This window comes from Pseudomonas fluorescens (genome assembly GCF_001708445.1).
Lineage (GTDB): Bacteria > Pseudomonadota > Gammaproteobacteria > Pseudomonadales > Pseudomonadaceae > Aquipseudomonas > Aquipseudomonas gorinensis.
Window position 1 is genome coordinate 4,828,425 of record NZ_CP015637.1, and the last position, 19,586, is coordinate 4,848,010.

The following is a 19,586-nucleotide window of genomic DNA, read 5'->3' on the forward strand; positions in this document are numbered from 1 at the left end:
TTTTGTGTTGTGGCGCAGATCAGCGTTGGTGCACCCGTTGGCCGGCCGCATAGGTCTGCAACAGCGTCCGATCATCCCCCAGCGTCATCAACACGAACAACGTCTCGGCTATGTTGTTGGCCTGCTTCAAGCGATAGCTCAGCAGTGGCGTGGCGTTGTAATCCAGCACCAGAAAGTCTGCATCGGTGCCTGGCTGCAACGTGCCGATCTTGTCTTCCAGGCGCAGCGCCCGCGCACCCCCGAGGGTGGCCAGGTACAACGACTTGAATGGGCTCAACCGCGCGCCCTGCAGTTGCATGACCTTATAGGCTTCGTTCAAGGTTTGCAGCAGTGAGAAGCTGGTGCCGCCGCCCACATCCGTGCCCAGGCCAACGTTGAGCTTGTGTTTCTCGGCCATCGGCAGGTTGAACAGGCCGCTGCCGAGGAACAGGTTCGACGTCGGGCAGAACGCCACCGCCGACCCCGTCTCCGCCAGCCGCGCGCATTCGTCATCACACAGGTGCACACCGTGGGCGAACACCGAGCGCTCACCCAGCAGTTTGTAATGGTCGTACACATCCAGGTAGCCGTTGCGCTCTGGAAATAACGCCTTCACCCACTCGACTTCCTGCTTGTTCTCACTGATGTGCGTCTGCATGTACAGGTCCGGGTACTCGCCCAGCAGTTGCCCGGCCAACGCCAATTGTTCCGGCGTGCTGGTGGGGGCGAAGCGCGGCGTGACCGCATAGTGCAGGCGGCCCTTGCCGTGCCAGCGTTCGATCAACGTCTTGCTTTCCTGGTAGCCGGATTCGGCGGTGTCGGTGAGGTAATCCGGGGCGTTGCGGTCCATCATCACTTTGCCGGCGATCATACGCAGGTCGAGTTTTGCGGCCGCTTCAAAGAACGCGTTCACCGACTGCGGATGCACGCTGCCGAACACCAGGGCGGTGGTGGTGCCATTGCGCAGCAATTCCTTGATGAAAATGTCGGCCACTTCTTCGGCGTGGGCCTTGTCGGCGAACTGGCGTTCGCACGGGAAGGTGTAAGTGTTGAGCCAGTCCAGTAACTGCTCGCCATAGGCGCCGACCATGCCGGTTTGCGGCAGGTGGATATGGGTATCGATCAGGCCTGGGGTAATCAGCGCATCCTGGTAGTGGGTGATGTCGATATCGGCGGGCAGCTTCGGCAGCAGGTCACTGGCGTGGCCCAGGGCACTGATTTTGCCGTTTTCGATCACCAGCAGGCCGTCTTCGAAATACTCATAGGAGGCTTCGATGCCCACTTCAGCGGGGTCGGCGATGCTGTGCAGGAGGGCGGCACGGTAGGCTTTGCGAGTCAAAGGCATGGTCGTCTCAATTGATAGCTTGGCTGCGGCGTGACACCGGCAGCAGTTTGGCAATAGGTTCGGCGCTCGCGGTGTGCTGGCCGAAATGGGCGTTATAGGTGGCGATGATTTCGCCGGCGATGGAGATGGCGATCTCTACCGGCAATTTGCCCTTTACCTCGGTGAGGCCCATGGGGCAGCGCATGCGTTGCAACTGCGCGGCGTCAAAGCCGCGATCACGCAGGCGGTGTTCGAACTTGACGCGTTTGGTCTTCGAGCCGATCAGGCCGAAGTAGGCAAAGTCATTACGCTTGAGCAGGGCGGCGGTCAGTTCCAGGTCCAGCGCGTGATTGTGGGTCATGACGATGCAATAACTACCCGCGGGCAGGTCGGCAATTTCGTCCACCGGCTCTTCGCTGACGATTTTACGCACGCCCTGGGGGATATGTTCCGGGAATTCCTGCTCGCGCGAATCGATCCAGCGCACCCGGCACGGCAGGCTCGCCAGCAACGGCACCAACGCGCGGCCGACGTGACCGGCGCCGAACACCGCGATCTGCGCCTGCACCTGGCCCATGGGTTCGAACAGCAATACGGTTACGCCACCGCAGCACTGGCCCAGGCTCGCGCCGAGGCTGAAGCGCTCCAGGTGGGTGTTCTGCTGGCCGCGCGCGAGCATGTCACGGGCGATCTGCATCGCCTTGTATTCCAGGTGTCCGCCACCGATGGTGTCGAAGGTTTGCGTGGCGCTGATCACCATCTTCGAACCGGCATTGCGCGGCGTGGAGCCGAGCTCTTCGATGATGGTCACCAGTACGCAGGGTTCGCCTTGGTTCTGCAGGTCGGCGAGGGCGCTGATCCAGTTGTTCATAGTCACCTCTTGTGGTGTCTGTCAGGCCGTCATCGGGGGCAAGCCCCCTCCCACATTTTGATCTGTGAAGGCCTTCAAATGTGGGAGGGGGCTCGCCCCCGATGGCAGCGCCTCGGTCTAGAGCGAAGCCATCTCGGTTTCGGTTTCAACAGGCACCGCCGCCTGCAACTTGCGCATCTGCTCGCACCCCCACAACACCCGCTCCGGTGTCGCCGGTGCATCGATCTTCGGCTGATGGCGATAGTCACCCAGGCTCGCCACCGCATCTTTGATCGCACACCACGAGGCAATGCCGAGCATGAACGGTGGCTCGCCCACGGCCTTGGAATGAAACACCGTGTCTTCCGGGTTCTTGCGGTTCTCCACCAGCTTCACGCGCAGGTCCAGCGGCATGTCGGCCACCGCCGGGATCTTGTAGCTGGCCGGGCCGTTGGTCATCAGCTTGCCCTTGTTGTTCCACACCAGCTCTTCCATGGTCAGCCAGCCCATGCCCTGGATGAAGCCGCCTTCCACTTGGCCGATGTCGATCGCCGGGTTCAACGAGGCGCCCACGTCGTGGAGGATGTCGGTGCGCAGCATCTTGTATTCGCCGGTCAGGGTGTCGACGATCACCTCGCAACAGGCCGCGCCAAAGGCGTAGTAGTAGAACGGCCGCCCCCGCGCCTGGCTGCGGTCGTAGAAGATTTTCGGGGTCTTGTAGAAGCCAGTGCTCGACAGCGACACCTGGGCGAAGTACGCCTGCTGGATCAGCGCTTCAAAGGTCAGGATGTGATCGCGCACGCGCACATGGCCGTTGTGGAATGCCACGTCGGCCTCACTCACGTCGTACTTGCGCGCGGCGAATTCCACCAGGCGTTGCTTGATGGTTTCGGCGGCGTTCTGCGCGGCCTTGCCGTTCAGGTCGGCACCGCTGGAGGCGGCGGTCGGCGAGGTGTTGGGCACCTTGTCGGTATTGGTGGCGGTGATCTGCACGCGGTCGATTTCCACCTGGAACACTTCGGCCACCACCTGTGCGACCTTGGTGTTCAACCCCTGGCCCATTTCGGTACCACCGTGGTTCAGGTGGATGCTGCCGTCGGTGTAGATATGGATCAACGCACCGGCCTGGTTCAGGAAACTGGCGGTAAAGGAAATACCGAATTTCACCGGGGTCAGCGCCAGGCCTTTTTTCAGGATCGGGCTGTGGGCGTTGTACAGGCGGATCGCTTCACGGCGCTCGGCGTATTGGCTGCTGGCTTCAAGCTCAGCGGTCATTTCCTCGAGCATGTTGTGCTCGACGGTCTGGTAGTAGTGAGTGACGTTGCGCTCGGTCTTGCCGTAGTAGTTGGCCTTGCGCACGGCCAGCGGATCCTGGCCTAAGTGGCGGGCGATGGCGTCCATCACTTCCTCGATGGCGACCATGCCTTGGGGGCCGCCAAAGCCCCGGTAGGCGGTGTTGGACGCGGTGTTGGTCTTGCAGCGGTGGCCGTTGACCGTGGCGTCGCCCAGGTAATACGCGTTGTCGGCGTGGAACATTGCGCGGTCGACAATCGAGTTCGACAGGTCCGGCGAGCAACCGCAGTTACCCGCCAGTTCCAGGTTGATACCCTGCAGGCGACCGCTGTCGTCGAAGCCCACGTCGTATTCGATATAGAAGGGGTGGCGCTTGCCGGTCATCAGCATGTCTTCGACACGGGGCAGGCGCATCTTGGTCGGCTGCCCGGTCAGGCGCGCGACCACCGCGCACAGGCACGCCGGGCTGGCTGCCTGGGTTTCCTTGCCGCCGAAACCACCGCCCATGCGACGCATATCGACGACGATCTTGTTCATCGACACGTCAAGTACTTCGGCCACCAGCTTCTGTATTTCGGTGGGGTTCTGGGTGGAGCAGTAGACGATCATGCCGCCGTCTTCGGTGGGCATCACTGACGAGATCTGGGTTTCCAGGTAGAAGTGTTCCTGGCCGCCGATATGCAGGGTGCCCTGGAGGCGGTTTTTTGCGGTCGCCAGTGCGCCGGCCGAATCACCGCGTTGGTGGGTGTGGCTGTCGAGCACGAAATGCTTATTGCGAAAGGCCTCGACCACATCCAATACGGGTTCGAGGTCTTCGTATTCGATCACGGCCGCCATCGCGGCCTTGCGTGCGGTTTCCAGATCGCGGGCAGCCACGGCCAATACCACTTGGCCGACAAACTGCACGGTGTCGATGGCCAGCAGCGGGTCGCCGGGCATCAGCGGGCCGATGTCTTTCAGGCCTGGCACGTCTTCATGTGTGATGACGATACGCACACCGTCGAAGGCGTAGCAGGGCGCGGTGTCGATGCTGAGGATCTTCGCGTGGGCGCGGTCGGACATGCGCGCATACAGGTGCAACTGGTTGGGGAATTCCAGGCGGTCATCGATGTACTGCGCTTCACCGCTGACGTGCTTGGCGGCGCTGTCATGCTTGACGCTGCGGCCGACCCCGGAGGTCAGGTCCTGGGCAAACAGCTCGGCCAGTTCGGCCTGGGTTTTTACCACGGCGTGATGGTTAGACATAAGCGGTCACCCGAGTCTCGATGTGCGGCGTTTGCAGCTCGATAAAGTATTTGCGCAGCAGGTTCTGCGCGCTGAGCAGGCGGTATTCCTTGCTGGCGCGGAAGTCCGACAACGGGGTGAAATCCTCGGCCAGGGCAGTGCAGGCTTTCTCGACGGTGGCGGCATTCCAGGTGGCGCCGATCAGCACGCTCTCGCAATGTTTCGCGCGTTTCGGGGTGGCGGCCATGCCCCCGAAGGCAACACGCGCATCGCTGATCACACCGTTGTCGATCTTGAGGTTGAAAGCCGCGCATACGGCGGAAATATCGTCGTCCAGGCGCTTGGACACTTTGTACGCCCGGAATAGCGCGTGGCCCTTGGGCACGATGATTTTCTCGATGAACTCGCTGTCCTGGCGTGCGGTGACGCGGTAGTCGATGAAGTAATCTTCCAGCGCCAACGTACGACGGGTGTTGCCCTTGCACAGCACGATCTGCGCGCCGAGGGCGATCAGCAGTGGTGGCGAATCGCCAATCGGCGAGGCGTTGCCGATATTGCCGCCCAGGGTGCCTTGGTTGCGGATTTGCAGGGACGCGAAACGGTGCAGCAGCTCACCGAAGTCCGGGTAGGCCTGGTGCAGCGCGGTGTAGCAGTCGGAAAGAGGGGCGGCGGCGCCTATTTCCAGGCGATCGTCGAAGGATTCAATGCGCTTCATTTCGTCGATGTTGCCGACGTAGATCATCACCGGCAGCGTGCGGTGGAACTGGGTGACTTCCAGCGCCAGGTCAGTGCCGCCAGCCAGCAGCCGGGCTTGCGGGTAGGCATCGTAGAGGTCGGCGAGGTCGGCGACGGTCAGGGGGACCAGGCAGCGTTTGTCGCCGCTGTTGAGTTCACCGGTTTGCGTCGGCGCGATGGCCTTGAGGCGTGCGATGGTTTCGACTTGCTGGCTGTCGAACTGGTCCTGGGGTTTGTTACAGCAGGCCTGCTCGGCGGCGGCCAGGATCGGGCGGTAGCCGGTGCAACGGCACAAGTTGCCGGCCAGGGCTTCATGGGCTTTCTGGCTATCTGGCGCGTCGCTGTTCTTTTGCAGGGCAAACAGTGACATCACAAAACCGGGGGTGCAAAAGCCGCATTGCGACCCGTGGCACTCGACCATTGCCTGTTGCACGCTGTGCAGTTGATCCTGGTGCTTCAGGTCTTCGACGCTGATCAATTGTTTGCCATGCAACGATGAGACAAACGTCAGGCAGGCATTGAGGCTGCGGTAGCGAATCCGCTCAGCGCCTGGCTCGTCGCTGTGCAGCTCGCCGACCACCACGGTGCATGCACCGCAATCGCCGCTGGCGCAGCCTTCCTTGGTGCCGGATTTGCCCAGGTGCTCACGCAAATAGTTGAGCACGGTCAGGTTGGGGTCCAGGGCGTGCTCGCTACGGAGCTCCTGGTTAAGTAGAAACTGGATCACGGAAGGCCTCGCAGACTCATTATTGTTGTTAACCGCTTTGCGCCGAATCTAGTCATGTCTGACTTTTCGGTCAATGATTTTCTGACTGTGAGGTCAAGAAATTGCGATCACAACACTTTCAATTATGGTCCAGTCTTCTGGAACCGCTGTTTTTGGGGGGCTTCTGGGTTTCAGCGCTGCTTATTCCGTGCCAAATTCAGCAAGGTGGGCCTAGCGCCATCAGCCAGGCATTTGCGCTACACTGCCGCGCTTGTATCGATAGAAGATTTTGAAGGGAAAACATGACGTTCAAGGCGCCGGACAGTCTCGCCGAGCAAATTGCTCACCACCTCGCCGAACGTATCATTCGCGGCGATCTCAAGCCTGGGGAGCGGATCCAGGAACAGAAAGTCACGCTGGCGCTCAATGTCAGCCGTGGTTCCGTGCGTGAAGCCTTATTGATCCTCGAACGTCGCCACCTGATCGCGATCCTGCCGCGCCGTGGCGCCCACGTCACCGAGCTCACCGCACACAAGGTGCAGAGCCTGTGCACGTTGATGAGTGAGCTGTATATCCTGCTCGGCAATGCGGTGGCCCAGGGCTGGCAGACCCAGGCTGACATGGCGCCGTTCCTGCAGATCCAGCAGCGCCTGGTCGGCAGTTTCGAGCGCCAGGACATCCGCGCCTTTGTCGAAGAATGCTTCAGCGTGATGCGCGCCGCGTACCCCTTCGCCAACAACCCGTATTTGCAGGAAACCGTCGAAAACCTGCAGCCGGCGATGAACCGTGCCTATTACCTGGCCCTCGATCAGCGCAAGGCCTCCATGAGCGAGTACCTGGCGTTGTTCGAGCAATTGCTCGCCGCCGTGCTTGCCCGCGACCTGCCGCAGATTCGCCAGGTGTTGTCGGCCTATGGCCAGCGTAGTTGCTCGCTGGTCATCGCTGCGTTGGCGGACGCCTAAGCGTGCGGCTCAAGTGCATCAAACTGGCGGGGTTCAAATCCTTCGTCGACCCGACCACGGTGAACTTCCCCAGTAACATGGCGGCAGTGGTGGGGCCCAATGGCTGCGGCAAGTCGAACATCATCGACGCCGTACGCTGGGTGATGGGCGAGAGCTCGGCAAAAAACCTGCGCGGCGAGTCGATGACCGACGTCATCTTCAACGGCTCCACCAGCCGCAAACCCGTCAGCCAGGCCAGCATCGAACTGGTGTTCGATAACTCCGACGGCACCCTGGTCGGCGAATATGCGGCCTACGCGGAAATCTCCATCCGCCGTAAAGTGACCCGCGACAGCCAGAACAGCTACTTCCTCAACGGCACCAAGTGCCGGCGCCGGGATATCACCGATATCTTCCTCGGTACCGGCCTGGGCCCGCGCAGCTACTCGATCATTGAGCAAGGCATGATCTCCAAGCTGATCGAAGCCAAGCCGGAAGACCTGCGCAACTTTATCGAAGAAGCGGCCGGCATCTCCAAGTACAAGGAGCGCCGCCGCGAAACTGAAAACCGTATCCGCCGCACCCACGAAAACCTCGCCCGCCTCACCGACCTGCGTGAAGAGCTGGAACGCCAGCTGGAACGCCTGCACCGCCAGGCCCAGGCCGCCGAAAAGTACCAGGAATACAAGGGCGAGGAGCGCCAGCTCAAGGCGCAACTGTCGGCCCTGCGCTGGCAGGCGCTGAATGACCAGGTGGGCCAGCGTGAAGCGATCATCGGCACCCAGGAAATCAGCTTCGAAGCCCTGGTAGCCGAGCAACGCAATGCCGACGCCAGCATCGAGCGCCTGCGCGACGGTCACCATGACCTGTCCGAGCGCTTCAATCTGGTGCAGGGCCGTTTCTACTCGGTGGGGGGAGACATCGCCCGGGTCGAGCAGAGCATCCAGCACGGCCAGCAGCGCTTGCGTCAGTTGCAGGAGGATTTGAAGGAAGCCGAGCGCGCGCGCCTGGAGACCGAATCTCACTTGGGCCATGACCGCACCTTGCTGCTGACCCTCGGCGAAGAGCTGGACCTGCTCACTCCCGAGCAGGAGATCACCAGCGCGGCGGCCGAAGAAGCCGCTGCCGCCCTGGAAGAGTCCGAAACCACCATGCACGGCTGGCAGGAGCAGTGGGACACCTTCAACCTGAAATCCGCCGAGCCTCGGCGCCAGGCCGAAGTGCAACAGTCACGCATCCAGCAGCTGGAAACCAGCATGGAGCGTCTGGCCGAACGCCAGCGTCGCTTGCAGGAAGAACGCGTGTTGCTCGCTGCCGACCCGGAAGACGCGGCGATCATGGAGCTCAGCGAGCAACTGGCTGAAAGCGAGATGACCCTCGAAGAGCTGGAGGCCAGCGAAGAACAGCAAGTCGAGCGCCTGGAGCAATTGCGCCAGCAACTGCAACAGGCGACCCAGGCCCAGCAGCAGGCCCAGGGCGATCTGCAGCGGCTCAACGGTCGTTTGGCCTCCCTGGAAGCCCTGCAGCAAGCCGCTCTGGACCCTGGCACCGGTACCGCCGAATGGCTGCGCGACCAGCATCTGGCCGAGCGTCCGCGCCTGGCCGAAGGCTTGAAAGTCGAAGCCGGTTGGGAGTTGGCGGTGGAAACCGTATTGGGTGCCGACCTGCAAGCGGTACTGGTGGACGATTTTGGGGGCTTCGACCTGGCCGGTTTTGCCCAGGGCGATTTGCGCCTGCTCAGCCCGGCCGCCGACGGCACCCGCGTGCCGGGCAGTTTGCTGGACAAGGTCGAGGCGGCGATTGACTTGTCGCCGTGGCTGGGCCAGGTCAAACCGGTTGAATCACTTGAGCAGGCGCTGGCCCAGCGCGGTCAGTTGGCTGCCGGCGAAAGCCTGATCAGCCGTGATGGCTACTGGGTCGGCCGCCACTTCCTGCGGGTACGCCGCGCCAGTGAAGCAGAAAGCGGGGTTTTGGCCCGTGGCCAGGAAATCGTCAATTTGATCGCCGAGCGTGAAGAGCGCGAAGCGACCCTGGAAAGCCTGGAAACCGAGCTGCAAACCCTGCGCGCCACCCAGCGCCAGCAAGAGACCGGCCGCGAACATCTGCGTCGCCTGTTGCAGGATGAGGCGCGCCAGCAAGGCGAATTGAAAGCCCAGCTTTCCGCGAGCAAAGCCAAGGTCGAGCAACTGACCCTGCGCCGTACCCGTCTCGATGAAGAAGTAGCCGAGATGGGCGAGCAACGCGCGCTCGAGCACGAACAAATCGGCGAAGCACGCCTGCAATTGCAGGAAGCCCTCGACAGCATGGCCCAGGACACCGAGCAACGCGAACTGCTGCTGGCCCAGCGGGACAGCCTGCGTGAACGCCTTGACCGTGTGCGCCAGGAAGCTCGCCAGCACAAGGACCACGCTCACCAGTTGGCGGTGCGCCTCGGCTCGCTGCGTGCGCAGCACGACTCCACGCGCCAGGCCCTTGAGCGCCTGGAGATGCAGTCCGAACGCCTGACCGAGAAGCGCGAGCAACTGAGCCTCAACCTGGAGGAAGGCGAAGCGCCCCTGGAAGAGCTGCGGCTCAAGCTTGAAGAGCTGCTCGACAAGCGCATGACCGTCGACGAAGAACTCAAGACCGCGCAAATCGCCCTCGAAGATGCCGACCGCGAACTGCGTGACGCAGAAAAGCGCCGGACCCAGGCCGAGCAGCAATCCCAACTGATCCGCGGCCAGCTCGAACAACAGCGCATGGAATGGCAAGCCCTGACCGTGCGCCGCAAAACCCTCCAGGACCAGTTGCTCGAGGATGGCTACGACCTGCACGGCGTGCTTGACACCTTGACCGCCGAGGCCAACGAAAAAGACGCCGAAGAAGAACTCGAACGCATAGCCGCGCGGATTCAGCGCCTGGGGGCAATCAACCTAGCCGCCATCGATGAGTACCAGCAGCAGTCCGAGCGCAAACGCTACCTGGACGCCCAGGACGCCGACCTGGTCGAAGCCCTGGATACCCTGGAAAACGTGATCCGCAAGATCGACAAGGAAACCCGCAACCGCTTCAAGGATACCTTTGATCAGATTAATGGCGGTTTACAGGCGTTATTCCCAAAAGTTTTCGGTGGTGGCAGCGCTTACTTGGAACTGACGGGCGAAGATCTACTCGATACAGGGGTAACGATCATGGCGCGGCCTCCGGGCAAGAAGAACAGCACCATCCATTTGTTGTCCGGCGGCGAAAAAGCCCTGACCGCATTGGCCCTGGTGTTTGCCATCTTCAAGTTGAACCCGGCGCCGTTCTGCATGCTCGACGAAGTTGACGCACCGCTGGATGACGCTAACGTGGGACGGTACGCACGCCTGGTCAAGGAGATGTCCCAGACTGTGCAGTTCATCTATATCACCCACAACAAGATCGCCATGGAAATGGCTGATCAGTTGATGGGGGTGACGATGCACGAGCCGGGCTGTTCGCGATTGGTCGCGGTGGATGTCGAAGAAGCGATGGCGATGGTGGAATCCTGAGCCACGCCAGGAGAGAAGATTTTCAGCGCGATGTAAGACGGTTTACCGCCCTGGCGAAAGTGGCAAATGGACATATTTGTTCAAGGCATTTTGACAGACGGTGTAAAGTTATCTTTGGTCGTGCTAGTTTAATGTCAATTTTTCGTATGCGTGGGCAAAACGTCAGTCAGAACATAGAGTTGGCGCCACGTTTTAAAGCGGTTTGCACGGTGCTAAACCCCTTATTTTTCAGCATTTTTTATTAGAGGCACGGGATTACATGGAAATCGGTCTGCGCGAGTGGCTGATCGTCATCGGCATTATTGTCATTGCCGGTATTCTTTTTGATGGCTGGCGCCGCATGCGCGGTGGCAAGGGCAAGCTCAAATTCCGTCTGGACCGTAACCTGTCCAACTTGCCCGACGACGACGGCAGCGCCGAGCTGCTGGGGCCGCCCCGTGTGTTGGATACCCATAAGGAACCGCAGCTGGATGAGCATGACCTGCCGTCCATGAGTGCGCCTGTGCGTGAAGCCCGCGAGCCGTCTTCCAAACGTGGCAAGCGCGGCAGTGCTGCAGTTGCCGAGCCGCACCAGGGCGACCTGAACCTTGACGTCGACGAAGGCCCGAGTTTCAGCAGCCGCGATGACGACTTCCCTGATGAGAATGCGACCAAGAGCCCGCCGCGCCAATCGGTCAGCGATCAGCCGGCTGCCGAAGAAGTGCTGGTGATCAGCGTGATTTGCCGCGACGCCGCGGGCTTCAAAGGCCCGGCGCTGTTGCAGAACATCCTCGAAAGCGGCCTGCGTTTTGGCGAAATGGACATCTTCCACCGCCACGAAAGCATGGCCGGTAATGGCGAAGTGCTGTTCTCCATGGCCAATGCGGTCAAGCCGGGCACCTTCGACCTGGACGATATTGACCTGTTCAGCACGCCGGCCGTCAGCTTCTTCCTTGGCTTGCCAGGCCCGCGTCATCCGAAACAAGCGTTCGACGTGATGGTGGCGGCAGCGCGCAAGCTGTCCCAGGAACTGAATGGCGAATTGAAGGACGATCAGCGCAGCGTCCTCACCGCCCAGACCATCGAACACTACCGTCAGCGCATCGTCGAATTCGAGCGTCGCGCCCTGACACAGAAACGCTGAGGATTGGCCTCAAGCGTTGTCGATAGAATAAGCGCACCAACATTTGAGCAGCTTCGGCTGCTCTTTTGCTTTATGAGAGAACACCCATGACCGCCGCCCACACCCGCATCCTTGAACTGCGCGCTGAACTGGATCAGCACAATTACCGTTACCACGTGCTCGACGAGCCGAGCATTCCGGACGCCGAGTACGACCGATTGTTCAATGAGCTCAAGGCCCTGGAAGCCGAGCACCCGGAACTGGTGACGCGTGATTCGCCGACGCAGCGGGTCGGCAGTGCGGCGTTGTCGGCCTTTACCCAGGTGCGTCATGAGATCCCGATGCTCAGCCTGGGCAACGCGTTCGATGAAACCACCATGCTCGAGTTCGATCGCCGCGTCACCGAGGGGCTCGACCTGCCGGTGGGCGATCTGTTTGGCGGTGGCGCTGCGGTGGAGTACAGCTGTGAACCAAAGCTGGATGGCCTGGCGGTCAGCCTGCTGTACCAGGACGGCGAACTGGTGCGCGGCGCCACCCGCGGCGACGGCACTACGGGCGAAGACATCAGTGTCAATGTGCGCACCGTGCGCAATATCCCGTTGAAACTGCACGGCACCGGCTGGCCGGCCACCCTGGAAGTGCGCGGCGAAGTGTTCATGTCCAAGGCCGGTTTTGAGCGACTGAACGCCTCGCAACTGGAAGTCGGCGGCAAGACCTTCGCCAATCCGCGTAACGCCGCCGCCGGCAGCCTGCGCCAGCTGGACTCGAAGATCACCGCCAGCCGCCCGCTGGAGTTCTGCTGCTACGGCATTGGCCAGGTCACCGCAGACATCAGTGACACCCACATCGGCAATTTGAAACAGTTGCAGAAGTGGGGCCTGCCGATCAGCCATGAGCTGAAGTTGGCCAAGGGCATCCAGGCATGCCTGGACTACTACCGCGATATCGGCGAGCGACGTAACAGCCTGCCCTATGAAATCGACGGCGTGGTGTTCAAGGTCAACAGCATTGCCTCCCAGCGCGAACTGGGTTTCCGTGCCCGTGAGCCGCGTTGGGCGATCGCGCACAAATTCCCGGCCATGGAAGAACTGACCGAGCTGCTCGACGTGGAATTCCAGGTTGGCCGCACCGGTGCCGTCACGCCGGTGGCACGACTGAAACCGGTCAAGGTCGCGGGTGTGACCGTGTCCAATGCCACCTTGCACAACATGGACGAAGTGGCGCGCCTGGGCCTCATGATCGGCGACACCGTGATCATCCGCCGTGCCGGAGACGTGATCCCGCAGGTGGTGTCGGTGGTCACCGAGCGCCGTCCGGAAAATGCCCGCGCCGTGCAGATCCCCGAGAGTTGCCCGGTGTGCGGCTCCCACGTCGAGCGCACGCAACTGGTCAAGCGCAGCAAGGGCAAGGAAACCGTCAGCGAAGGCGCGGTGTACCGCTGTGTCGGCCGCCTGGCCTGTGGCGCGCAGCTCAAGCAGGCGATCATCCATTTCGTCTCGCGCCGGGCGATGGACATCGATGGCCTGGGTGACAAGACCATCGAGCAGTTGGTGGATGAAAAACTCATTGGTTCGCCGGCTGACCTCTACACGCTCAAGTACGAACAGATCATCGACCTGGAAGGCTTCGCCGATATCTCCAGCAAGAAGCTGATCGCCGCCATCGAGAACAGCAAGAGCCCGACCCTGGCGCGCTTCATCTACGCCTTAGGCATTCCCGACGTGGGCGAGGAGACCGCCAAGGTGCTGGCGCGTTCCCTGGGGGCCTTGGAGCGCGTGCAGCGCGCGTTGCCGGAGGTGCTGACGTACCTGCCGGACGTGGGCCTGGAAGTCGCGCACGAGATCCGCAGCTTCTTTGATGACCGCCACAACCAGGACGTGATCGGCGCACTGTTGGCGCCGGACAAATGCGGCCTGCAATTGCAAGACGAAGGCGCCCTGGCCGCCGAATTCGCCGCCAGCACCACCCTCGGCGGTTTGCTCGACAAACTCAATGTGCCCAGCGTCGGTCCCGGCGCCGCGCAGAAACTGGCGGACAAGTTCGGCTCCCTCGAAGGCGTGATCAAGGCTGACTGGCTCGATATGCGCCAGGCGCTGCCCGAGAAGCAGGCCAAGGCTGTGCGCGAGTTCTTCGATAACCCCGACCATGCCAACCATGCCCTGGCCATCGAGCGGCAGCTCGAGGAGTTCGGCATGCACTGGCAGAGCGAGAAGAAAGTGATCGAAGGCTTCCCGGAAGCAGGGCATACCTGGGTGCTGACCGGCTCCCTGGAGCGGATGAGCCGCGATGTCGCCAAGGACAAGCTCGAAAGCCTCGGCGCCAAGGTGGCCGGTTCGGTGTCGGCGAAAACCCACTGCGTGGTGGCCGGGCCGGGTGCTGGTTCGAAGTTGGCCAAGGCCAGCGAACTGGGCCTGAAGGTGCTGGACGAAGACGCTTTCGTGGCCTTCCTCGCCGGGCATCACATCACCGTCTGATAGCGTGCGCTTCTGGTGGCGAGCCGGCTTGCTGTGGTGAGCGGGCTTACTGTGGCGAGCGGGCTTGCTGTGGCGAGCGGGCTTGCTGTGGTGAGCGGGCTTGCCCCGCGTTGGGCTGCGCAGCAGCCCCCCATAAGAGCGCTGCAGTGTGTCAGCCAGCTCCGGAGCTGTGTTTTGGGGCCGCTTCGCGCCCCAACGCGGGGCAAGCCCGCTCGCCACAGCAAGCCCGCTCGCCACAGGTTACTGTTTGCTCGTTCCATCTCTTAACCGACAGGCATTAGGACTCGCCCCGCGTCGGGCAGCAAAGTGGAACGATCCCGAGCGAGAAATGATCTAGTCTCTGTCACCCAGGGAGAGATCGCCATGTTCCGCTATTTCGAGCAACTCAGTTCGCGCATCGCCGCACCGTTCATGGCCGAATCCTCGCGCAACAGCAAGGTCTGGCAATGCCGGTGCGGTCAGCCGCTGTTCTTTCGCAACAGCCAATGCCTGGCCTGCTCGGCGGTGCTGGGCTATCAACCCCAACAAAGCCGATTGTCCTCCCTGCAGCCGGGGCCTGTCGTGGACACCTGGCTGCAAGACGACAACCTCGATGCAGGCGCCTTTCGCCGCTGCGCCAACCTCGACACGCCCGCCGCCTGCAACTGGCTGATTCCCGCCCACAGCACCGCACCGCTGTGCGTGGCCTGCAGCCTGAACCGCACCATTCCCGACCTGTCGATCACCGAGAACCACGAGCGCTGGCGCAAGGTGGAAACCGCCAAGCGCCGACTGGTGGCACAACTGATCAGTCTGGGCCTGCGCGTCGTGCCCAAGAGCATCGACGAAGACAACGGCCTGGCCTTCGACTTCGTCGGCATCGACCTGGAAGGCAATGCGCCGACCACCGGGCATGCCAACGGCCTGGTTACCCTCGACATCAAGGAGGCCGACGACGCCCACCGCGAAAAAGTCCGGGTGCAGATGCGCGAACCCTATCGCACGCTGCTCGGGCATTTTCGCCACGAGGTCGGTCACTATTACTGGGACCGCCTGATCGCCAACAGCCATTGGCAGACACCTTTTCGCGACCTGTTCGGCGACGAAAGCGCCAGTTACGCCGATGCCCTCGACCAGTACTACCAGAATGGCCCGCGCCCGGATTGGCAACATACCTGCGTCAGTGCCTACGCCACCATGCACCCGTGGGAAGACTGGGCCGAAACCTGGGCCCACTACCTGCACATGATGGACGCGGTCGACACCGCCCTGGGGTTTGGCATGAGTGCGCGGGAACTGGACCTGGATTACCAGCCATTTCCCCTGAGCACCCTCTACGACCCCGAGCACCCTGGCGGTGCGGCGTTCCTGTCTTTCGTCAACGCCTGGATCGAACTGGCCGGCATGCTCAACGAACTGTCCCGTGCCATGGGGCAGCCGGATTTCTATCCCTTCGTACTGCCACCGGCGGTGATCGCCAAGCTGCACTTCATTCACCTGGTCATCCAGGAAGAGGGCGGCCGGGCGGACGAGGTGTTGCAGACACCATGATGAATTAATGTGGGAGGGCGCTTGCTCCCGAAAGCAGTGTGTCAGTCACTGATTTATTGGCTGGCAGACCGCTATCGGGAGCAAGCCCCCTCCCACAGGGGATGGCGGGGATGCTGACGGCCATGGCAAGTACTTGAACCCCTTCATATTTTAATCCGGCACCAACGGTTGTAACTTCCGATGAGATCGGTACAATGGCGCGGCTTGCCGAGAGGCCAGCGTCGTTATGGTGACCCCATCGGTCCCCCCGCAACGATTACCCGTGAACCTGGTCAGATCCGGAAGGAAGCAGCCACAGCGGGAACATTGTGTGCCGGGGTGTGGCTGGTGGGGTTGCCTCCATAACGCTCTTCCTGAATCTTCAAAAATCCTTATTTCTAAAACGCTTTGCTGGCCATTACTGTCTGCGAATCGATTTCTGCTGTGCGCTCCACAGGCTTACGGGCGGTACAGGGGGAATGCCTTTATCACCGGCACTATTTCGTCGCCCAGGGTCTTGGCGCTTTCCCATCGCTCGTCCCTGGTCTGGGACTTGGCCGGGACGTTCCTGGCGAAGTGAAAGATGACGATCGCGCCCGTGCCGGCGTCGCGGTAGTACTTGAAGAAGCTGAATTCAGAGAAATGCCCGTCTTTGCGCAGCGCCGAGGGATAAAACAGCATCAGGTAGAGGATCCCGGTTCGGTTATCTGTTGCCAGGACCGCTGGCATGTCCGGGTTTTCCTGTTGGTGCAACTGCACCGTGCGCTTTCCCAGGTCCAGCGGCTCGAAGCGGTCATCGGGAGGCACAACCGTAAAGTCCACCATTTCAGTCCAGGCGTCGACGCTTTGGTTTTCCGGAAAGTATTCCCACAAGCCGTTTTTCTGGAATTTCAGGACAAATGTCTTACCCGCGAACACCACCGACTTTGTTTCGGCAATGGAGGGGCGTGAGAGGTCTGGAGCGGGCGTCGAGGCACAGCCTGACAGCAGGGCCATGATCGACAAGATCAGCAGAGGGGCTTTCATTTCAATCCTTGAAGGTTTTCAGATACTGGCGTTATGCGCCGGTGACAGTAGCGTAATGAATAGGCAAGCGCCCCGATTATGAAGCACCAGCGTTTTAAGGGTTTATTCGTGAGGGCTCTTTCACAGCTTTTAATGCTCACTCTGGACAACCTCAAACCACCTTGTTAGTTTCCGCCAGCCACTTGTTTCAGAGTATGACAAGTGTTTGTAATTGATATTGAAGTGCCATCACTTCTTTAACTAACAAGGATGTCTGTCATGAAAAGCCTGCAAGGGTTGCCTCGTCTTATCAGTGCTTCAGTAGGCGCTCCCGGCAAAGCCCGAAACTTGCCCGCCGATGTGCAGTGCATCCAGTATTTATTCAATTTGATCATTCCCAAGATGGGTTTTCCGCTGGCCGAGAATGGCAAGTGTGATGGCCAGTTGGTGCAGTGCATCAGCCAGTATCAGTTTCGCCATCTCAAATACGCCCACCCCGATGGCGTGATCGACCCCACCGGTCGCACGTTCAACAGCCTGATCGAAGAGGCGGTGAAGGTGCCCGTCAAAGCCTTCCCGACGATGCGTATCCCCAGCTTTCTCAATGTGTTTGGCAACAACAATGGCGATGCGGTGCAGGCCACGGTCAACGTGTACCTGGACCGCGTGCGCGCGACGATCGAGGCCGAGCGGCGTAACCGCCAATTGATGCTCCAGGCCACGTGCGACGGGGGCATGACCCTCAGCGAAACGGACTTCCAGAACGCCGCCACACAGTTGGGTAGCGGTATTTCGGTAAATATCATCAAGGCCTTCGCCACTGTGGAATCAGGTGGGCGTTCGGGGTTCGGCCCGGCCAAGTTGCCGGTGATCGCGTTTGAAGGGCACTTGTTTCGCAAGTACACCAAGCACATCTACGACCAGGCGCACCCGCTGCTGTCCTACCCCTACAAGAAAAAAGCCGGGCCGCAGTGGCAGGCCAATAACAAGGATCAGGCCAAGGCTTGGGAAACCATGGCCACCGCGTTTGCCCTGGATCAGGAAGCGGCACTCATGTCGGCTTCGTGGGGCATGTTCCAGATCATGGGCTTCAACTTTGCCTCGTGCGGTTACAAGACGGTGTTTGAGTTTTCGGCAGCATTAAAGGTGAATGCCGGCAACCAACTAAAAGCGTTCCTCGGTTTTTGCAGCAAGAGCCCGGCATTGATGAAGGCCATGAAAGCCAAGGATTTTACCGGCATGGCGCGTAACTATAACGGCGAGGACTACGGCAACTACGACGTCCTTATGCAAAAAGCCTACGAAAAACTTGAAGGGAAAAAATAGGATGATCCGTTTTCTAGCGATAGGTGTGTTGTCGTTGTGCGCCGTGGGCCCTGCCTTGGCCGGTTCGGCTGCGTTGCATTCGGGCAAGTACGAAGGGCTGATGCTGGCAGTGACGCCGGAGCATCAGGTCGAAGGGTTCTATTCGGAAGCAATAGGCGAGGGCGTTACCCGCAGTTGCGCGTTTTACCTGCAAGGCAAACCTGAGGCGCTCACCACTTGGCTCGATGAGGCTCATCCCGGCAGCCTGGCGCCTTCGCCCGATGGCGTGACCCTGACGGTGGAAGAGGGCCGCCAGCACCCTGGGTGCATGAACGTGCTGATGCCGGAGATTGCCACCGGCCTGGACCTGACCCAGACCGCCAGTAAAAAATGGATCGGCCTGGTAACGGTATCCGCCGACAAGGCTTACCTGCTGAAGACCCCAGGCGCCAAGACCGCCAAGCGTCCGTATATCGTCAAGCGCGATGTGGTCGGTGTGCTGGCCTTCAAGGACGGCTGGGCCCAGGTCGAGTTCATCAATGCCGACGACCGCTCGTTCAGCGGCTGGATCAGCCAGGATCAATACACTCGTCTAGCGGCGCCTCACTAAGACATCCCCAAAACGCCGCAGTGTGCCAGGCATACTGCGGCGTTTTTGCGTCCGGGGTTCAGGCTTTGTTGCGGTTGAACAGCTTGCGAATCACTGCGAGCAGCGCCACTACGCCGATTACCAGGAACTTCTTCGCGGCCAGCAGGAAGATACCGATCTTGGCAAAGAGCCCGGCCTTGGCGGCAATCCCGCCGGCAACCAACGCGGCGAGGCCGTAAGTGGCGAGCTTGTCGGTGTTCGGGTTGAAGTCGGTATAGAGGTTGCCGTCGGTGAAGTTGGTAAAGGCCAGCACCTTGGGCAATTCTTGCTGGATGGTGGCCAGGTCGGCCATGGCGGCGACGGCGTTGAGTTCCAGCACGCCTTCACGGCCCAGCACGCGAATGCTGTAGTTGAGGGTCGTCTGGTCGGCGTCGTCGGCCTTCAGTTCGCGGGCCCAGTACATCTTGTGGGTGGTGGTGTCGTAGTGCGGCGGCTCCGCCCAGCCCAGCAGGTGCAGGCCCGCGTAGCCTTGTTTCTGGCGTTCCTGGTTCTCTGCTTCATCTTCTTCCTGCATTTGCTTGAGCAGGTCGGCGTAGTCGATTTTTGCCGCATCTTCGTCGGAGATGTGCCCGTCGGCCTTGTAGCTGACAATCACGCCCCAGCCGCGTTGCGACAATGGGCTGACGGCTTTGGGCACGATCATGCCAAGGGTCTTGAAGCCCGGCGGGTTGCCCCAGCCATCGGTCAGCAAGCGCTCGGTATCGGCGGGGTCGAGGTAGTAGAACTCGTCGGTGAGCTTGAGGGTGGCGATGCCGCTGGGCAGGGTGACCGTGCCGGTCTTTTGCTTGAGTGAGGCCAGAAAGTGCTCGGCTGTTTCGGCGGGGGCACTGGCTTCAACGGGGGCAGGCGAGGTATCAGCAACGGCAGGTGCGGCAGGCAGGCTCAGCGCGGCCGCCGCCAACAACAGGCGGAAGTAATTCATGGTAGTCCCTTACATTTTGAATTAATTTTGCGAAAGGATAACCGAAACAACATGTT

At 60.9% G+C, this 19,586-nt stretch carries 13 protein-coding genes and 1 other RNA gene; 8 read left to right on the forward strand and 6 right to left on the reverse strand.

The window, feature by feature from the left end:
- Nucleotides 1–19: 19 nt before the first annotated feature.
- The 4 genes from guaD to xdhA all read right to left on the reverse strand — a co-directional run bounded on the left by guaD (nt 20) and on the right by xdhA (nt 6,132).
- Entirely contained in the window at nt 20–1,324 is a 1,305-nt protein-coding gene (gene guaD, locus A7317_RS21395) for a guanine deaminase (RefSeq protein ID WP_069076768.1), read from the reverse strand.
- 7 nt (nt 1,325–1,331) lie between these two features.
- Complete coding sequence (xdhC, locus tag A7317_RS21400; RefSeq protein WP_069076769.1) at nt 1,332–2,174, reverse strand: xanthine dehydrogenase accessory protein XdhC; 843 nt, start codon at nt 2,172–2,174, stop codon at nt 1,332–1,334.
- Nucleotides 2,175–2,291: 117 nt separating this feature from the next.
- Nucleotides 2,292–4,691 carry a xanthine dehydrogenase molybdopterin binding subunit gene (gene xdhB, locus A7317_RS21405; protein ID WP_024076853.1) on the reverse strand — a complete coding sequence of 800 codons (2,400 nt, stop codon included), beginning with the start codon at nt 4,689–4,691 and terminating at the stop codon, nt 2,292–2,294.
- Complete coding sequence (xdhA, locus tag A7317_RS21410; RefSeq protein WP_069076770.1) at nt 4,684–6,132, reverse strand: xanthine dehydrogenase small subunit; 1,449 nt, start codon at nt 6,130–6,132, stop codon at nt 4,684–4,686. Before xdhA ends, xdhB begins: the two co-directional genes overlap by 8 nt.
- A gap of 281 nt (nt 6,133–6,413) precedes the next feature.
- Here xdhA and A7317_RS21415 point away from each other — a divergent pair, with 281 nt between their 5' ends.
- The 6 genes from A7317_RS21415 to ffs all read left to right on the forward strand — a co-directional run bounded on the left by A7317_RS21415 (nt 6,414) and on the right by ffs (nt 16,003).
- Entirely contained in the window at nt 6,414–7,073 is a 660-nt protein-coding gene (locus A7317_RS21415) for a GntR family transcriptional regulator (RefSeq protein ID WP_024076851.1), read from the forward strand.
- Between the two features lie 2 nt (nt 7,074–7,075).
- On the forward strand, nt 7,076–10,564 hold the full coding sequence (gene smc / locus A7317_RS21420) for a chromosome segregation protein SMC (protein ID WP_069076771.1): 3,489 nt from the start codon (nt 7,076–7,078) through the stop codon (nt 10,562–10,564).
- A gap of 259 nt (nt 10,565–10,823) precedes the next feature.
- Entirely contained in the window at nt 10,824–11,687 is an 864-nt protein-coding gene (zipA, locus tag A7317_RS21425; RefSeq protein ID WP_024076849.1) for a cell division protein ZipA, read from the forward strand.
- 86 nt (nt 11,688–11,773) lie between these two features.
- Entirely contained in the window at nt 11,774–14,140 is a 2,367-nt protein-coding gene (gene ligA / locus A7317_RS21430) for an NAD-dependent DNA ligase LigA (RefSeq protein WP_069076772.1), read from the forward strand.
- 363 nt (nt 14,141–14,503) lie between these two features.
- Nucleotides 14,504–15,670, forward strand: a complete 1,167-nt coding sequence (locus A7317_RS21435) for a zinc-binding metallopeptidase family protein (RefSeq protein WP_024076847.1) — start codon at nt 14,504–14,506, stop codon at nt 15,668–15,670.
- Between the two features lie 236 nt (nt 15,671–15,906).
- An RNA gene (gene ffs / locus A7317_RS21440) (signal recognition particle sRNA small type) lies at nt 15,907–16,003 on the forward strand.
- Between the two features lie 105 nt (nt 16,004–16,108).
- Here ffs and A7317_RS21445 read toward each other — a convergent pair.
- Nucleotides 16,109–16,675: a hypothetical protein gene (locus A7317_RS21445; RefSeq protein WP_024076846.1), complete on the reverse strand. Its 567-nt coding sequence runs from the start codon at nt 16,673–16,675 to the stop codon at nt 16,109–16,111.
- Between the two features lie 258 nt (nt 16,676–16,933).
- Between A7317_RS21445 and A7317_RS21450 the strand changes: the two genes are divergently transcribed.
- Together A7317_RS21450 and A7317_RS21455 are read left to right on the forward strand one after the other, a co-directional pair.
- Complete coding sequence (locus A7317_RS21450) at nt 16,934–17,980, forward strand: N-acetylmuramidase family protein (RefSeq protein WP_024076845.1); 1,047 nt, start codon at nt 16,934–16,936, stop codon at nt 17,978–17,980.
- Between the two features lies 1 nt (nt 17,981).
- Complete coding sequence (locus A7317_RS21455; RefSeq protein WP_069076773.1) at nt 17,982–18,569, forward strand: hypothetical protein; 588 nt, start codon at nt 17,982–17,984, stop codon at nt 18,567–18,569.
- 58 nt (nt 18,570–18,627) lie between these two features.
- Here the strand turns inward: A7317_RS21455 and A7317_RS21460 are convergent, their stop codons facing one another.
- Nucleotides 18,628–19,530, reverse strand: a complete 903-nt coding sequence (locus A7317_RS21460; protein ID WP_069076774.1) for a DUF2167 domain-containing protein — start codon at nt 19,528–19,530, stop codon at nt 18,628–18,630.
- Nucleotides 19,531–19,586 lie beyond the last annotated feature (56 nt).